The 16855-nt window shown below is 57.0% G+C and carries 15 protein-coding genes; 7 read left to right on the top strand and 8 right to left on the bottom strand.

The features are described from left to right. The first annotated feature begins 191 nt into the window (after nucleotides 1-191). The 4 genes from ALB80_RS00300 (at nucleotide 192) to ALB80_RS00315 (ending at nucleotide 3388) form a co-directional block, all read left to right on the top strand. Nucleotides 192-941 carry a carboxylesterase gene (locus tag ALB80_RS00300; protein WP_050602034.1) on the top strand — a complete coding sequence of 250 codons (750 nt, stop codon included), beginning with the start codon at nucleotides 192-194 and terminating at the stop codon, nucleotides 939-941. After that, nucleotides 941-1933: a carboxylesterase gene (locus ALB80_RS00305; RefSeq protein ID WP_050602035.1), complete on the top strand. Its 993-nt coding sequence runs from the start codon at nucleotides 941-943 to the stop codon at nucleotides 1931-1933. Before ALB80_RS00300 ends, ALB80_RS00305 begins: the two co-directional genes overlap by 1 nt. Before the next feature lie 44 nt (nucleotides 1934-1977). Beyond that, nucleotides 1978-2592 (top strand): hypothetical protein, encoded by a 615-nt coding sequence (locus tag ALB80_RS00310; protein ID WP_050602036.1) that lies wholly within the window; start codon nucleotides 1978-1980, stop codon nucleotides 2590-2592. 85 nt (nucleotides 2593-2677) lie between these two features. Then, on the top strand, nucleotides 2678-3388 hold the full coding sequence (locus ALB80_RS00315) for an alpha/beta fold hydrolase (protein WP_050602037.1): 711 nt from the start codon (nucleotides 2678-2680) through the stop codon (nucleotides 3386-3388). Here the strand turns inward: ALB80_RS00315 and ALB80_RS00320 are convergent. Together ALB80_RS00320 and phaZ are read right to left on the bottom strand one after the other, a co-directional pair. After that, nucleotides 3385-3972, bottom strand: coding sequence for a DUF6151 family protein (locus ALB80_RS00320; RefSeq protein WP_050602038.1), 588 nt, complete (start codon nucleotides 3970-3972; stop codon nucleotides 3385-3387). The two genes, ALB80_RS00315 and ALB80_RS00320, sit on opposite strands and share 4 nt — an antisense overlap. Nucleotides 3973-3977: 5 nt before the next feature. Beyond that, on the bottom strand, nucleotides 3978-5249 hold the full coding sequence (phaZ, locus tag ALB80_RS00325) for a polyhydroxyalkanoate depolymerase (RefSeq protein WP_050602039.1): 1272 nt from the start codon (nucleotides 5247-5249) through the stop codon (nucleotides 3978-3980). Between the two features lie 111 nt (nucleotides 5250-5360). On the opposite strand from phaZ, the gene ALB80_RS00330 reads away from it, so the two are divergent. From ALB80_RS00330 to phaR, 3 genes are all read left to right on the top strand, one after another. After that, a complete protein-coding gene (locus ALB80_RS00330; RefSeq protein ID WP_050602040.1) occupies nucleotides 5361-7163 on the top strand; it encodes an alpha/beta hydrolase in 1803 nt (600 codons plus the stop codon). Between the two features lie 131 nt (nucleotides 7164-7294). Beyond that, nucleotides 7295-7741 (top strand): phasin family protein, encoded by a 447-nt coding sequence (locus tag ALB80_RS00335; RefSeq protein ID WP_050602041.1) that lies wholly within the window; start codon nucleotides 7295-7297, stop codon nucleotides 7739-7741. A gap of 135 nt (nucleotides 7742-7876) precedes the next feature. After that, the gene (gene phaR / locus ALB80_RS00340) at nucleotides 7877-8428 is read left to right on the top strand and encodes a polyhydroxyalkanoate synthesis repressor PhaR (protein ID WP_050602042.1); all 552 of its coding nucleotides are present in this window, start codon (nucleotides 7877-7879) and stop codon (nucleotides 8426-8428) included. Nucleotides 8429-8475: 47 nt separating this feature from the next. On the opposite strand, the gene ALB80_RS00345 is transcribed toward phaR, so the two are convergent. The 6 genes from ALB80_RS00345 to ALB80_RS00370 form a co-directional block, all read right to left on the bottom strand. Then, complete coding sequence (locus ALB80_RS00345; protein ID WP_050602043.1) at nucleotides 8476-9690, bottom strand: DegT/DnrJ/EryC1/StrS aminotransferase family protein; 1215 nt, start codon at nucleotides 9688-9690, stop codon at nucleotides 8476-8478. Between the two features lie 113 nt (nucleotides 9691-9803). Beyond that, on the bottom strand, nucleotides 9804-11108 hold the full coding sequence (locus ALB80_RS00350) for an FAD-binding oxidoreductase (protein WP_050602044.1): 1305 nt from the start codon (nucleotides 11106-11108) through the stop codon (nucleotides 9804-9806). Nucleotides 11109-11116: 8 nt separating this feature from the next. Continuing rightward, a complete protein-coding gene (locus ALB80_RS00355; protein ID WP_050602045.1) occupies nucleotides 11117-12475 on the bottom strand; it encodes a glutamine synthetase family protein in 1359 nt (452 codons plus the stop codon). Continuing rightward, nucleotides 12475-13155, bottom strand: a complete 681-nt coding sequence (locus tag ALB80_RS00360) for a type 1 glutamine amidotransferase (protein WP_050602046.1) — start codon at nucleotides 13153-13155, stop codon at nucleotides 12475-12477. The genes ALB80_RS00355 and ALB80_RS00360 overlap by 1 nt, the downstream gene beginning before the upstream one ends. Nucleotides 13156-13214: 59 nt before the next feature. Beyond that, nucleotides 13215-14534 carry a glutamine synthetase family protein gene (locus ALB80_RS00365; protein WP_050602047.1) on the bottom strand — a complete coding sequence of 440 codons (1320 nt, stop codon included), beginning with the start codon at nucleotides 14532-14534 and terminating at the stop codon, nucleotides 13215-13217. A gap of 134 nt (nucleotides 14535-14668) precedes the next feature. Continuing rightward, nucleotides 14669-16855: a xanthine dehydrogenase family protein molybdopterin-binding subunit gene (locus ALB80_RS00370; protein ID WP_050602048.1), complete on the bottom strand. Its 2187-nt coding sequence runs from the start codon at nucleotides 16853-16855 to the stop codon at nucleotides 14669-14671.

Genomic DNA, 16855 nt, shown 5'->3' on the forward strand with positions numbered 1-16855 from the left:
GCCCACTGAACGCCCGGTTGCGGGTTATGTGTGTTTGGCTGATTTGGCAGGTAGGGGTGCTGGTGTCAAGGGCGGGAGCGAGGGGCCAGCCCCTCGCGCACCCCGGGATATTTAGAGCCAGATGATGAAGGATCCGGGAATTGCACTTGGGCACGTGGCGTGCATGATGCTGCAAAAGGATAGAGGGTTTCATGGCAGCGACAAGTTTTCTCGAGACGGCGCAGGGGCGGCGGCTGGCTTATCACAAGAGCGCAGGGACAGGACCGACCGTCGTTTTTCTGGGCGGGCTGAAGTCGGATATGGAAGGCACCAAGGCCGTGCATCTGGAGGCCTGGGCGCAGGCGCGGGGGCAGGCGTTTTTGCGGTTCGATTACTCCGGGCACGGTGAAAGTTCGGGGGCATTTACCGATGGCTGCATCGGTGATTGGCATGAAGACACCGTCGCGGCGGTGACAGCGCTGACTGATGGGCCTTTGATCGTTGTGGGGTCGTCCATGGGAGGATGGCAGGCGTTGTTGCTGGCCAAGACGATGCGAGATCGAATTGCGGGCATGGTTACAATTGCTGCTGCGCCGGATTTTACCGAAGATGGTTATTGGGCGGCATTCAGCGATGAACAAAAGGCTGCGCTGGACAGCGTTGGTCATGTAGAACTGCCCTCTGACTACATGGAGCCCTATATCATCACCAAGCAAATGATCGAGGACGGGCGGCAGCGATTGGTTCTGCGAGACCCGCTTCATCTGCCCTTTCCAGTGCGTTTCTTACAGGGAACGGCCGACACGGCGGTGTCCACGGAAACTGCTGTGCGGTTGCTGGATCACGCGACCGGGCCAGATATGCGCCTGTTGCTGGTCAAGGACGCAGACCACCGGTTCTCGGACGGGCCTTGTCTGAGGATGATCGAAGACGCGGTTTTAGACGTGTTGGGAGCGGTCTGATGCGGCGTTTTGGTTGGCTGCTTGGGCGGATTTTTCTGGCGCTGATCGTCGCCTGCGGCGTGATCTACTGGTTCGGACCTCGAGAGGAGGTCGATCTGCATCCAAGCTTTGATTCCCGTAAGTTTGGCGAAGGGGTGCAGGTCTATTTTGAAAGCACCGAAGCCGCGTTCGACGATATTGTTCCAGGTGTCGAAAAGCGTGTGGTCTGGCGGGAGGGATTCAAGGAACAGCGCACGCCCTATTCCGTTCTGTACATCCACGGCTTTTCAGCAAGTTCCGAGGAAATTCGACCCGTTCCAGATCTGGTGGCAGACGCGCTGGGGGCAAATCTTGTCTACACACGCTTGCAGGGCCATGGCCGGGTTGGACCTGCGATGGCGGAAGGCACAGCCTCGGGCTGGATGCAGGACGCTGCCGAAGGCTTGGCTGCGGCGCGCGCGGTTGGGGACAAGGTGATCGTGATTTCAACCTCGACCGGAGGGACGCTTGCCGCTGCTGCCGCGTTGGATGCCGATCTCAGCGCGGATGTCGTCGGCATGGTTTTTGTGTCTCCAAACTTCGGCGTAAATACCGTCGCTGCGTGGGTGCCTTCCTTGCCTTGGGCGAGGCGTTGGTTGCCGATCCTGATGGGGCCAGAGCGTGACGTGTCAGGACCGGACCCTGAGAAAAACAAATACTGGTCAGCAGTTTACCCATGGGAAGCAGTCGTGCCGATGTCTGTTCTGGTGGATACGGTGTATGCGCTGGATTTTTCGCAGGCTTCGGTGCCGGCGTTGTTTTGGTTTTCGGACGATGATCAGGTCGTGCGCCCCGACAGAACACATAAGGTCGCCGAGGCCTGGCGCGCGCCCGCAACGGTCGAGTTGGTCACGATGGGGTCCGGGGACGATCCCGCGTCACATGTCATTGCAGGACGGCTGATGTCACCGGGACAGACCGATGCCGCTGTTGCGGGTATTCTAGAGTGGCTGAAACAGCTGGGCGTCGAGTGAAGCCCGAGCGGAGTTGAGGAGACGGAATGAAAAAACCGGGGAGCATGTGGAGCCTGGAGACTTTGGGTCGCGTCCGCCTGTCCCGGCACTTTTTCATGCGTGACTTCCTTTATTCCGAGATTGGCAATTTCCACAAGAAACAGAATATCCCAGACAATCCGAATCTGGCGATTGAGACAGGGTGCGCATTTTGCGAAACCCTGCTGGACCCATTGGAGGAAACCTTTGGTCGGATCGCTGTGCGATCAGGGTACAGGTCGCCGTCGTTAAACCAGTTCGGCAATGAAAATCGACTAAACTGCGCCCGCAATGACAACCCGCTGGAATGCCATATCTGGGATCGAGGCGAAGGCGATGCGCGGATCGCCGGTGCGTCAATCGTCATCCCCTGGTTTGCGGATCAATACGCGCAGGGGCGCGACTGGCGTGATCTGGCGTGGTGGATGCACGATCATCTTGACTATTCTGAGATCTGGTTCTTTCCGAAGCTCTGCGCGTTCAATCTTGTGTGGCGGCCCAAACCATTGCGCAGGATTGACAGCTATATCGCCCCGCGCGGATGCCTGTTGAAGCCTGGCGCGGAACCGGTTGAAAACAGATCCGAGCGACAACGCCGCTATAATGATTTTCCTGTGTTTCGGGCAATTGCCTATCCGTGAAGTTTCCCTTGCCCGGTCGCGGCAAACCTACCATCCTGTCAGGAAAGAGAAGAGCTCGGATAGCCGAGAGGATGGAGGCCCCCGCGTGATCGAGCCGCTGGTGTTCTTGCCTGGATTTATGTGTGATGCCCGACTGTTTCGCCCGCAGGTCGAGCTGTTGTCCCGCACGCGGGCAGTGACGGTTGCGCCTGTATCCGGTGGCGAGCGGATTGAAGAAATCGCTTCGGGTCTGGTGGACCAACTGCCGCATCGTTTCGCGCTGGCCGGTCTGAATCTTGGGGGCGTCGTGGCACTGGAGTTGATCAGACGGGCACCGGAACGCGTTTCGCGCTTGTGTTTGATGGCTACTGACGCGCAGGCAGATACACCGCAAATAGCGGCCAGCAGGGAAGATCTGATCATTGCAGCTCAAGGCGGTCGGCTGGAAGAGGGGATGCGTAAACTTGTGGGGTCTGACGCTCTGGCACCGGGGCCGCAGCGTATTCCCATTCTAAACGATCTTCTGGCAATGGCTGAGGGGATGGGGGTCGAGACCTTTGTACGTCAGATGCGCGCTTTACAGCGCCGCTCCGACCAGCAAGCCGCTTTACGGAAGATCAAGGTGCCCACATTGGTACTGTGCGGTGCGCACGACACTCTGACGCCGGTCCGGCGGCATTCCTTCATGGCCGATCTGATCCCGGGCGCTGAACTGCATGTTATTGAAAACGCGGGGCATCTGTTGCCCATCGAGGCACCTGAAGCCGTAAACGAAGCTTTGCAAAACTGGCTCAACGCCCCGCAGCGTTTCGACTAGGGGTAAAGTGTCGCGCGTTCGTCTTTCGTGATAACCAGCGGTGTGACAACTGGCTCACCGGTTTCACTGTCGAAAAACGGTGTGTTCCTCCACCGCCCTGACAGGCGCGAACCTGCGACGCGGCGCAGTAGCCCAAAGGCCGCAAACCTTATTTTCTCATGTTTTTGCTTGCCGTTCGGCTGAGGGACAAACCCACGTGTCGTCACGGGTCCCAGAACCGAAATGTCACCTGTAAATCTGCGAACAATAAACCCGGCAAAGGGAAGATTTGGGCCAGGTGGAGTTGTTGCCAGCGGGGCATTGCAGCAACTGGCGTACCATCGCAGCATCCCCTTGGGGCTAAGCCTCATGGTCGCAAGAAATTTTTTGCCTTTGGTGATCTTAATTTCATCCGGTGCCATCTGGAGTATATCGACGGCTCCGGGCGCTGGGTCCGGTCGTTTGAAATACAGCTGCGCGGCCCGGCAATCGTGGCAGAAACACGCGACATGCGTCCCTTGCCGGACACCTCGGGCCGAAATGTTTCCCCGCAAGCTGCCGCACTGACAGGAAAAGGCGAGACCGCTATACGCAGGCTCGCTCATGTTTTTCAGGCTACTTTGTTTGTGTTGGCAGCGTTGCGGCGCTTGTTGCGGCTGTTTTCGTTCATGAAATCAATCACAAGTGGGCGGATGTTGTCACGCCAGCTGCGGCCCGCGAAGATGCCATAGTGGCCTGCGCCGGGTTCCACATGGCTTGCCTTTTTGCTGTCCGGCAGGCCGGTGCACAGATCAAGCGCGGCAATGCACTGTCCGGGGGCTGAAATGTCGTCGTTTGCCCCTTCGACCGTTTTCACCGCTACATTGGTGATCTTGGACATGTCCACCTTGTGTCCGGCAACGACAAACTCGTTCCGCGCAATCTCGCGGTTCTTAAAGACACGCTCGACGGTCGACAGGTAAAACTCGGCGGTCATGTCCATAACGGCAAGATATTCATCATAGAAGCGATTGTGCGCATCCTGATCCGAGGCTTCGTCACGAATGACCCGCTGGATTTGATCCGAGAACGCCTTGGAGTGTCGCTCGGCGTTCATCGACATGAACGAGGCCAGCTGCAACAGCCCCGGATAAACCATGCGACCGACGCCCTTGTACTTGAAGCCAACACGCTGGATCATTGTCTCTTCCAGTTGGCCCATTGTGACGCGTCGTCCGAAATCGGTCACATCAGTCGGTGTCGCATCGGGATCCACCGGTCCACCGATCAGGGTCAATGTGCTGGGTTGCGCCTTAGGTTCAACCTCGGCCAAATAAGCTGTGGCCGCAAGGGTCAGGGGCGCAGGCTGGCATACGGCAACAACGTGGGTGTCAGGGCCCAGCTCTTTCATAAAATCGACAAGATAGAGGGTGTAATCTTCGACATCGAACTTGCCCGCAGACACTGGAATATCGCGCGCGTTATGCCAATCGGTGATGTAGACTTCGCAATTGACCAGCAGGCTTTTTACGGTCGAGCGCAGCAGGGTCGCGTAGTGGCCGGACATGGGCGCAACCAAAAGGACCTTGCGTGGCTGTTCTTCGCGGCCATTGACGCGGAAATGGACCAGATCGCCAAAGGGGCGTTCAAGAACGGTTGTGACTTCGACCAGATGATCTTTCCCGTCTTCACAGGTGAAGGTCCGGATGCCCCAGTCAGGTTTGACAACCATCCGCTGGAAGGTCCGCTCGGTCACTTCCCCCCAGGCCGCCATCCAGTTGAACGTGGGGTTGGGCACCATGGAAAACATCGGATAAGATGCCATCGCGCTGGCCGTCGCACCCAGCCATTGGTTGGTGTTGCGCATGGTTTCCATAAGGTCGTAGGTCGTCATGTAGCGCATAAATGGGGCCTCCTGAGTGTCAGCCTGAGAGTTCGGACCATTCGTCGCTTTGCCCCCCAGCACCCACGACGTTATTCTGCATAGCAGCGAGGTTAGGGGGGAATTGTTAAAATGACAACAAGTGAAGACCAAATGCCAGACGTATCAGATGAACATATTGAACGCCTTAAAGAAAATATGGGTAAGGTCGAGCAGCTCTCGAAACGTTTGATCGATGTTATGGCGACAAAAAAGTCGCACACCCCTGCTTTAGATGGCCCGAATCAAGAGCTTTTTGCACGAGCAGCAACGGCCTATTGGGCCGAGGCTTGGCAAAATCCCGCCAAACTGTTGGAACAGCAGATAGAATTTTGGGGAAAGTCGGTTTTGAACTTTGCTGAAGCGCAGCAAGCCCTGACAACCGGTGAAGTGGAGGACGAAGAAGCCAAACCCGGGGACAAGCGCTTTGCCAACCCCATGTGGGAAACCAACCCCTATTTCCGTCTGATCCGTCAACAGTACCAAACCAACGCTCAGGCCATTGCGCAGGCTGTCGCCTCGGTCGACGATTTGGATGTCAGGGACAAGCGACGCTTGCAGTATTTCTCGCAGCAGATCATCGACATGATGTCGCCGACCAATTTTCTGGCGACAAACCCGGATGCGCTGCAAAAGGCGGTCGAAACCGAGGGTCAATCGTTGATTCAAGGGTTGGAGAACCTTGTTGCAGACCTGGAAGCCAATGATGGCGAACTGGTCGTGAAGCTGGCAGATGAAAGTGCATTCGAGGTTGGTGGAAACCTGGCAACCACGCCGGGAGACGTGGTTTACCGCAATCGGATGATGGAACTGATCCAGTACAAACCTGCGACGGATACTGTGCATGAGACACCGATCGTCTTGTTCCCGCCCTGGATCAACAAGTTTTATATTCTGGACATGAAAGCCCAGAACAGCCTGATCAAGTGGATCACCGAGCAAGGTTACACCCTGTTTGTTGTAAGCTGGGTCAATCCGGATGAAAGCTATGCCGAAACCGGCATGGAGGATTATATTCAGGACGGCTTTTTGACGGCAATCGACGTTGCCAAGAAGATCTGCAAGGTCAAACAGGTCAATGCAGTTGGCTACTGCATCGCGGGCACCACGCTCAGCCTGACTCTGTCACTGCTGAAACAGCGTGGCGACAAGTCGGTAAAATCGGCAACGCTGTTCACGGCGCTTACGGATTTTTCTGATCAGGGTGAATTTACACCATTCCTGCAAAACGATTTCATCGACGGGATTGAGGAAGAGGTGAACAAGGAAGGTGTGCTGCGCTCGTGGATCATGGCACGTACGATGTCATTCCTGCGGTCGCGCGATCTGATCTATGGACCGGCCATTCGCAGTTATATGATGGGCGAGATGCCTCCGGCCTTTGATCTGCTGTATTGGAACGGCGATGGCGCGAACCTTCCGGCCAGAATGGCCGTCGAGTATCTACGCGGTCTGTGTCAACGCAACGAGTTTGCAACTGACGGTATTGAGCTGATGGGACACAAGTTGTCCGTCAGTGATGTGGACGTGCCCTTGATGGCCATTACCTGTGAAACCGATCATATCGCCGCTTGGAAAGACTGCTATCGTGGTGTTCAGAAGATGGGATCGCGGTCGAAGACTTTCGTGGTTTCAGAGTCTGGTCATATTGCAGGTATTGTGAACCCGCCAAGTAAAAAGAAATACGGGCATTACACAAACCCGGACCTGAAAGCGGATTCTGCTACCTGGCTGAAAGAGGCGGATTATCACGAAGGGTCCTGGTGGCCAATGTGGGACGCCTGGCTGAAGAAACGGTCCGGCAAACAAGTGCCTGCGCGCGTTGCCGGCGATTCGGATTATGCCAGCCTTGCACCCGCTCCGGGGACGTATGTTTTGGCAAATCCAAACGTCTGATTTCATTTTGAAACTTAAATTATTCTGCGCTGCAGCAAGAAAAAACTTGCAATGCTGCGACGCAGCATTCATATTGTCCTCAAGCTGATGAAGCCCGGGGTGGGCCCGGACCGGCTAAAAGGATTAGGACAATGGCAAAGACCCAAGACTTTAGCGCGATCATGAAAGACATGATGGGCGCGTTCCCGGTGGACACCACCGCAATGGAAGATGCATTCAAATCGACCGCTTCGCTGAACGAGAAGCTGTCGGGTGTTGCTCTGGAAGCTGCTGAGAAATCGGCCGAGATCTCGAACAAATGGACCAAGGAAACCCTGGCCAAACTGACCGAGATGTCGAAAGCAAAGACAGAGCCTGCCGATTACGCAAAAGCGGCAACCGACTTTGCAAGCGCGTCGGCTGAAGTTGCAGCTGAAAACCTGGCTGCTTTCGCTGAAATCGCGAAAAAAGTTCAGACCGAAACCGTTGAGCTGCTGATGGCTGCTGGCAAAGACGTTGCAGAAGAAGCAACTGCTGCTGTCAAGAAAGCGACCGACGAGGTCACCACTGCAGCCAAAAAAGCTGCAACTGCAAAGTAAGAAACGTCCGCGAACCGCACCCAATCCTCCCATCTGGTGCAATCGCGTTGGGCAGGTCCATTGACCTGCCCTTTCTTTTTGTGCTGCAGTCGCATAACCTGTGCTGCAACGCATCATCCTTGGGGAGGGTACCCGGTGTCGGACCAAGAAAAACCGCTGCTGATCAAGCGCTATGCCAGCCGTCGGCTGTATAACACCGAGACCAGCGACTACGTGACGCTCGAAGATATTGCGGGGTTTATCCGCGAAGGGCGCGAAGTGCAGATCATCGACCTGAAAACCGGGGATGACCTGACACGTCAATATCTGCTTCAGATCATTGCCGAACATGAAAGCCGGGGCGAGAATGTGTTGCCGGTGAATGTGCTGAACGATCTGGTCCGCAGCTACATGGTGCCGGGCGGGGGAATGATGCCGCAATTCCTGCAAAGCTCATTCGAGATGCTGCGCGAAAGCCAAAGCAAGATGATGGAGAATATGAACGCCATGAACCCGATGTCGCAAATGCCGGGGTTCGACGCGCTGCAAGCGCAGCAAAAAGCGTTCTTGAAAGCCATGACTGGTGGTTTGTCTGGCGGATGGTCCTCGCCAGACGAAGAAGAGGGCAAGGCAGAGCCCAAAGAAGATCTGGACGAAATAAAGAAGCAGTTGGCAGAACTTCAGCAGAAGTTATCCAAGCTGAATTGAACTGATCTTGAAATGAAATGGCCCACGTTTAGCGGGCCTTTTTCGTTTCAGGTGCCATAGACAGGTACTGGGCCGGTCACTTCACCCACCGAGGCCAACAGAATATCCGCGATCACGTCCAGCTCTTCGCGGGTCAGACGCACGGGAAGGCGCACATCACAGGCTTTCATCAGCATGGCACGAGTCTGGGGAAGCTCGAATTTTTCGGGCATGAACTGCCAGTTCCAGAAAGCGCGGGCATTGTCCTCGCTCAGGCCAAAGACCTGTACCTTCACGCCACGTGCCTCGGACGCGGCGGCAAAGGCGCGAATGTCGTCTTCGTGCATCCCAACCAGATTGAATTGAATCGAGTCTGGCGCGCGCTTCTCGGGTGCCAGCGGATCGGGAACGTTGATGTAAGTTGAGCTGTTAAGACGTTCGGCCACATAATCGTGGTTTGCCAGGCCGTCGCGTACACGGCGCGCCAGTTCCGGGATCTGCGGGCGGATCACCGCGGCACTCAGATTGCTCAGGCGCAGGTTGTACAGCGGCAGTTTATTCTGCCAGCGGGCAAAAGCTTCTTCCAGTTCGGGCGAATTGTCGCCATGCGGACCTTTGTGCTTCTTCCAGTTATGCTCATACGCGCCGGACATGATGACGGCGCGAGCGACCAGATCGGCATCGTCTGTGATCAGGATGCCGCCTTCACCGGCGTTGATCATCTTGTAGGACTGGAACGAGAAACAGCCGACTTTGCCAATGGTGCCTATATTGCCGCCATGCCATGTGGTGCCCAGCGAATGCGCGGCGTCTTCGATCACAGGAATGCCGTGCGCGTCGCACAGTTCCATGATTGCGTCCATGTCGGACGTATGTCCGCGCATGTGGCTGATGATCACTGCTTGAACGTTGCCCAGCTTGCCCTCGAAATCGGCCAAGTCGATGCGATAGTTTTCGCCCACTTCGCACAGAACCGGAATACAGCCCGCGTGCACGACGGATGAAGGCACTGCCGCAAATGTAAAGCCAGGGATCAGAACGCGCGCGTCGCGGGGCAAATCCAGCGCCTTGAGCGACAGGAACAGCGCGGCAGAGCAGGACGATACTGCAAGCGCATATTTCGAGCCCAGCAATTCCGCGAACTCGGCTTCCAGCAAGGCCACCGGGGCATCTTGTGGCGCGGTATAGCGGAACAGATCGCCTGATTGCATCAAGGCGTCGATGGCTTCGCGGGCTGCTGCGGGGATGGGTTCGGCGTCATGGACGTTTGGTGGAAGCGTCATATTTGGATTTCCCGAATTCTATCTTTGGGAAAGATAAAGCTATTCACGGGGCAAGCCAAGCGCTCATTCGGCGCAGTGGCAAGAATTCACCAATCTGTCGTAAAGTACCTGGATCAGACCCCAAGCCGGTCGCGCAAAGCGAACCACGTCATCGCCAGCACCAGCAACGGGTTGCGCAAGGCAGGGCCGCCGGGGAAAGGCAGGGCAGGCACGCGCGCCATCGTGTCAAACCCCTCGGCTTGTCCCTGAATGGCCAGTGCCATGAGCTGCCCGGCATGTGTCGCGGTTCCGACACCATGGCCGGAATACCCCGAAGCTGACAGGATATTTGGTGCAACGCGGGCAAGGTAAGGCATCCGCCGCATGGTGATCGCAAGCGTTCCACCCCATGCATAGTCGATTTTGACATTGCGCAGATGCGGGAAAATCTCGGTCATGGGTTTGCGGACCTTGGCGGCTATGTCCGAAGGGAAACGGTAGCCGTAGCTTTCCCCGCCCCCGAACAACAGGCGACCATCCGCACTCAGGCGGAAATAGTTCACCACAAACTTGGTGTCCGCAACCGCGACATCCTGAGCCAGAACCCGCGCCGCATCGCTGCCCAAAGGTTCGGTGGCGGCAATGAAGTTGTTGATAGGCATGACCCGAGAGGCCACAGATCGATTGAGGTCGCCCAGATAGCCGTTGCAGGCCAGAATCACATGCTCGGCGCGGACACTCCCGTTTGAGGTTCGGATCACCGCAGGCTGCGATTCATCTATCCCGGTGACCTCGGTGCTTTCGTAGATCCGAACGCCCGCTTTCGCCGCCGCTCTCGCCAACCCCAACGCAAAGTTCAAAGGATGCAGGTGCGCCGCACCCGTATCCAGATAACCGCCTTTGTATGCCGGGGACGGGCAGAGCGCACGGCCTGCGTTTTCATCCAACAATTCGATCTGGTCATAGCCGTACCGTTCAGACAGATGACCGGCATGATCATGCAACTCTTTCTGCTCTGAGGTGCTTAGGCCCAAAACCGCGATTCCGGGTTTCAAGTCACAGTTGATCTGGTGTTTGGCAATCAGGGACTTAACCAGATCCTTGGCGTCTTCGGCCAAATCCCACAGCTTTGCAGCATCCTCGTCGCCGACAAGACGTTCTAGATCTTCCTGATCCATCCGTTGCGCACTGCCCAACTGACCGCCATTGCGGCCCGATGCGCCAAAGCCGACACGGTGTGCCTCAAGCAGCACGACATCGATCCCGGCTTCGGCCAGATGCAGCGCTGCGGACAGGCCGGTGTAACCGCCGCCGACAACACACACTTCCGCCTTGATATCTCCTGATAGCGGGGGAAAACGATCCATCGGGTTCGCCGTCGCAGCGTACCAGCTGGCAGGGTATTCGCCCCTGCGGTCATTGGAATAAAGCAGGTTCACGGTGTGTCTCAGACGTTGATCAGAAGGTGCTCGCGTTCCCACGGAGAAATGACCTGCAGGAACTCCTCATACTCAGCCCGTTTCACGATGCCATAAACGCGGGCAAATTCGGGCCCAAGGACCTCGTGCAGGGCAGTGGCCCCGTCGAACAGATCCAGCGCTTCCCCCATGACCTGAGGAATATCCCCTTCGCCTTCATAAGCGTCGCCATAGAACTGGCGGCGTGGGCGTTCCTGTTCGATCAGGCCCAGATAGCCACAGGCCAGCGACAAGGCGATGCCAAGATACGGGTTGCAATCCATCCCGGCGATACGGTTTTCGACACGGCGCGCTGCGGGGCCAGACAGCGGGACGCGGATACCGGTTGTGCGGTTGTCGCGGGCCCATTCCAGATTGATTGGCGCAGCGTGGTCCTTCACATAACGACGGTAGGAATTCACATAGGGCGCCATCACGGCCAGACCGGAGGGCAAGTGGTTCTGCAGCCCTGCAACGAAGTGGTAAAACGCATCCGTCTCACCGCCCTGTGGACCCGAAAAGATATTCTCACCCGTTTCCATGTCGATGATCGAATGGTGGATGTGCATGGCCGATCCTGGCTCTTCCTCGATCGGTTTGGCCATGAAGGTCGCAAAACAATTGTGGCGCAGCGCGGCTTCGCGGATCAGGCGTTTGAAATAGAAAACCTCATCGGCCAGCTTGATCGGATTGCCGTGACGCAGGTTGATCTCCAACTGTCCGGCACCGCCTTCCTGCGTGATGCCGTCGATCTCGAACCCCTGATGTTCGGCGAAATCATAGATGTCGTCGATCACCGGACCGAACTCGTCCACCGCTGTCATGGAATAGGCCTGCCTGGCAGCCGCCGGGCGACCGGAACGGCCCATCATCGGCTTGATGCCCTGTGCCGGGTCGACATTGGGGGCGACCAAGAAAAACTCCATCTCAGGCGCAACAACGGGTTTCCAACCCCTGTCGTGATAGAGCTGCACAACACGCTTCAGCACGTTGCGTGGGCTGTAAGGGATTGGATTGTCATCCCGGTCATAGGCGTCGTGGATCACCTGTAGCGTCCAGTCTCCGGTCCAGGGCGCGGCGGATGTGGTCGAGAAATCGGGCTTCAGGATCATGTCCCGCTCGATAAAGCCATCTTCACCCGCAGCCTCGCCCCAGCCACCTGTGATGGTCTGGTAAAAGATACTATCGGGCAGATGGAAATACGACTGCTTTGCAAATTTCGAAGCAGGCACCGCCTTGCCCCGTGCAATGCCCGGTAGGTCCGAGATGATACATTCAACCTCGTCCAGTCGCTGTCCGTGAAAGTACGCTTTGGCGGCGTCCGGCAGTTTATCAGTCCAATCAGCCATCAGGCTCTCTCTTTCTTTAGAAACTCGGCCATCTGGCGCGCGATGTTGGCATTGTCGTCAGGGGCCGTCTCGCGATTTTCGGCTTCGCGCATCAGGTCTTCGGGCACGACGCCTTTACCCCGCGTCCGCATCAGGCCCGAAACGAATCCGTTGGAAAATTCGGGATGGGCCTGAACTGTCCAGATCGTGTCACCGTAGGCCAGCATCGCATTCTCGCAGAACGCATTCTGGCCTAGAACGCGTGCCCCTTTGGGTGGTTCAACAACCTGATCCTGATGCCAGGCATTTAGCCAGATCTTGTTTCCTTCATAGTCGTATTCAGTGCGACCCACGGCCCATCCGCCCGAAAACTTTTCGACCTTCCCACCCAAAGCTTGAGCAATGATTTGGTGGCCAAAGCACACACCAATGAGCGGCTTGCCGCTTTGCTGGATTTCGCGCACCAGCTTTTCCAGTGGGGCAATCCAAGGCAGATCTTCATAAACCCCGTGGCGCGAGCCAGTAATGACCCAGCCATCCGCATCGTCCGCACTGCTTGGGAAAACTCCATCTACGACCGCAAAGGTTTCGAACTCGAACCCATTGCTACTTAGAAGTTTGGGGAACAAAGCGTCATAGTCCCCGAATTCACCTTGCAGCACATTGGGGGTGTGACCGGTTTGTAGAATGCCGATTTTCATGTGTCACCAAATTTGATCAAATTAATCCTACCCGAGTCAGGCAGAAGCGGCAAGAGGGGTTAAACCGCCTCGAGATAGCTTAGCCAATGATCCTCTGGCGGAATATTTGTAAATCGAGTGACCTCTTGCCGCTTGGTCATGGTCAGATAGCGGATCAGATCGGCAGGGAACAGCCGGGCCACCAAAGGGTCGGAATCGAACCTGTCGATAGCGGTGGACCAGTCCGGCATCAACAGGGGCAGGTCGGCGATGTCATAGGCGTTTCCCGTGATCGGGGCAGGGGGCTGCAACCCGTCTTCGATGCCAACAAGCGCCGCGCCCAGCACTGCGGTCAGCATCAGATAAGGGTTGATATCCCCGCCCGCGACGCGGTGTTCGATGCGGCGTGCCGCCGGCGCGCCGCCCGGAATACGAATGGCCGCGGTTCTGTTTTCGTAGGCCCAGCACGCCCCCGTCGGCGCGTGTGCACCCGGAATAAGCCGTGTGTAGGAGTTGCCGTGGGGCGCAAAGATCAGCGTGCTGCCAGGCATAGCCGCGACACAGCCTGCCACGGCAGAATGAAGGATGTCGGTGCCCTCAGTTCCGCCATTGTCGAACACGTTACGCCCGTCTTGATCCAGAACCGAGAAATGCACGTGCATCCCGTTACCTGCATCATCCGCATAGGGTTTGGACATGAAAGTTGCCGCAAACCCGTGTTTGCGGGCCAGCCCGCGCGTCAATGCCTTGAAAAGCCACGTATCGTCTGCACAGCGCATGGCGTCTTGGTGGTTCAGGTTGATCTCGAACTGGCCGATACCGCTTTCTGATATGGCCGTCTGTGCAGGAATGTCCATATCGGCACAGCCGTCGTAAAGGTCAGTAAAGAAAGCCTCGAACGCATCCATCTCGGCAACCGACAAAACAGCCTCGTCTGACAGGCGGCGTCCGGTGTTCGGGTTCATGGGAGGTTGCGGTTGCGGGCCAGAGGCATCAATGAGCGTAAACTCCAGCTCTGTCGCAGCGACAACCGACCAGCCGCGTAGTGCATAGCGGTCCAGCATGTCTGACAAGGCGTGGCGCGGGTCTCCTGCAAATGGGTTTCCTTCGTCATCAAACAGGCTCATCGGCACCAAAGCCGTCTCACTCTCTAGCCAGGGAACCGGCACCGGCCCACGTTCGGTTGGACGTAACACGCCATCTGCGTCGCCGGTTTCAAAAACCAGCGGGCTTCCGTCGATATCAGCGCCCCACAGGTCTACGTTCAGTGCCGAAAATGGCATCCGTACCGCGCCCTTTTCCAGTTTGTCGGCGTAATCGGGGGGCACTCGTTTACCACGCATCTGTCCATTCAGATCACATGCTGCAACGCGAAAATTGTGCAGGGCGCTCAGGTCCATTGGGGGCTCCGTCGGTGCTACTCCCCCGAGATGTACTTCAATGTATCTGCTTTGTCATCAAATTTGATCAAATTTTGAAGGCAGTGTAATTGGAACTTCCCCGCGCCAGTTCGGCCCGGCGCGGGGAGGTGCTTTTAGGCAAAGCTCACGCCATGCTCTTCCATGGGCAGTTGCGCCACATGCACACCTGACAGGGCATTGATCGCGTTTGCCAGTGCAGGTGCCGACGGCGGCGTGCCAGGTTCTCCGACGCCTGTCGGCGCTTCGGCCGATGGCACGATATGCACGTCAATTGCAGCTATATCCCCAATACGCAGCGGCTCGTAATCCGGGAAGTTGTATTGATCCACAGCGCCGCTGGTCAGCGTGATCTGGTCACGCATCACGTGTCCAATGCCATAGCCGATACCACCTTCCATCTGGGCGCGTACAACATCGGGGTTCACCGCAATGCCGCAATCCACGGCGCAGGTGACCCTTTCGATCTTGATGCCAGTTTCGGGATCACCCGAGACCTCAACCACTTCAGCTGCGTAGGACCCAAAGGACTTGTGAACCGCAATCCCCTGTGACCGGCCTTCTGGCGCGTTGCCCCAGCCGGCTTTTTCAGCCGCCAGTTTCAAAACGGCCGCCTTGCGTTGTTGGTCAGGATTACTGGTGTCGGACAGGTAGGACAGACGGAATTCTACCGGATCACGGCCTGCGGCCTCTGCTACCAGATCCATCATGGTTTCCATCGTATAGGCCGTGTGGGTATGGCCAACCGAGCGCCACCACAGCACCGAGGTTGCTTTTGGTGTGTCCGTTAGTCCCAGAGCCATGCCAGGAATATTGTATGGGCTGTCTGCAATACCTTCGATGGAACTGTGATCGACTCCGTCATGGACGGCAAAAGCCTCAAATGCCGTGCCTTTCATGATCGACTGACCGGCGACTTGATGTTGCCATCCGAGTATTCCGCCTTGTGTATCCAGTCCGACACGGACCTTGTGACCAAACGCAGGTCGATAATACCCACTGCGGATATCATCCTCGCGTGTCCATACCAGTTTCACCGGACGAGAGCGGTCGGTAACGACAAAGGCCAAGGCAGCCTCGACTTGATAATCGGCATCCGGGGTTGCCCGGCGCCCGAATGAACCACCTGCCAGCATCGTTTTGATGTGAATCTTCTCGGGCGGCAGCTGGAAGATCTGCTGATAGGCCATATGCGGACCAGTTGGCATCTGCGCACCATCATGGAGCACTATGTCCCCGTCGGCTGTCTGCTCAATAGTGCAGTTCAGCGGCTCCATTGGTGCATGGGCAAGCAGCGGGAAGTAGAAGGTCTTTTCGATAACCTTGTCCGCCCCTTCGATGGCCGCCGACACAGCCGCAAAGTCTGCCTTGTTCACGTTATACGTGGGTGCGGCGTCCAGAGCGGCCATGATCTCGGCCTTGATCTGGTCCGAGTCACGGGTTTCAGCACCGGACATGTCCCATTCGACCTCAAGCGCTTCACGCGCCTGAATCGCGGCCCAGGTGTTTTCTGCGTAAACAGCAACGCCCGCTTGATTGGGCAGGACTGCGGCGTTGATGTAACCTTTGACCTCTTTCGACGCGCTGTCGTCAAAGCCAAGCGCGATGCCGCCTTTCGATTCCGGGCGCTTGATCATGGCGACCATCTGGTTCGGCAGATGCACGTCCATAGCGTACATCGCCTGACCGTTGCCTTTGATCGCCGAATCCTTGCGGCGCACTGTGTTATTGCCGATCAGGCGAAACTCGGACGGGTCTTTCAGGCGCGGTTCAGCCGGGGCCTCCAACTGAGACGCGGCGGCCACGAATTCAGCAATCGGTGCTGATTTGTCGCCCGCCTTAACGATGCCTTCTTGGATGGAAATGCCCGATACATCCACGCCCCAACTTTGAGCTGCAGCGTTGATCAGCATCTCGCGCGCTGCGGCACCTGCCTGACGGTATTGCATCCAAGAGTTCGCCATCGCCGTCGAACCTCCTGTGCCCTGGAAAGGACCGAACAGAAGGTTGTTGTAAACGTTCGGATCAGACGGCGCGAACTCGTACTCGATCTGGTCCATGGTCAGGCCGATTTCTTCTGCAATCAGCGTCGGCAGGCCGGTCGCAGGGCCCTGACCTTTTTCAAAGTGTTTGACGATGGCAGTCACCGTGCCATCGGCATCAATCTTCACAAACGGGTTGAACTTAGCGGTCTCGGACGAGGCTGCCGCCAGCGCACCATCAGGGCGGGTGCCAACCAGCAGCACAGCACCGGCAGCGGCGGCACCTTTCAGAAATCCACGGCGAGAGGTGTTGATGGTCAT

This window comes from Ruegeria sp. 6PALISEP08, assembly GCF_001238295.1.
GTDB lineage: Bacteria > Pseudomonadota > Alphaproteobacteria > Rhodobacterales > Rhodobacteraceae > Ruegeria.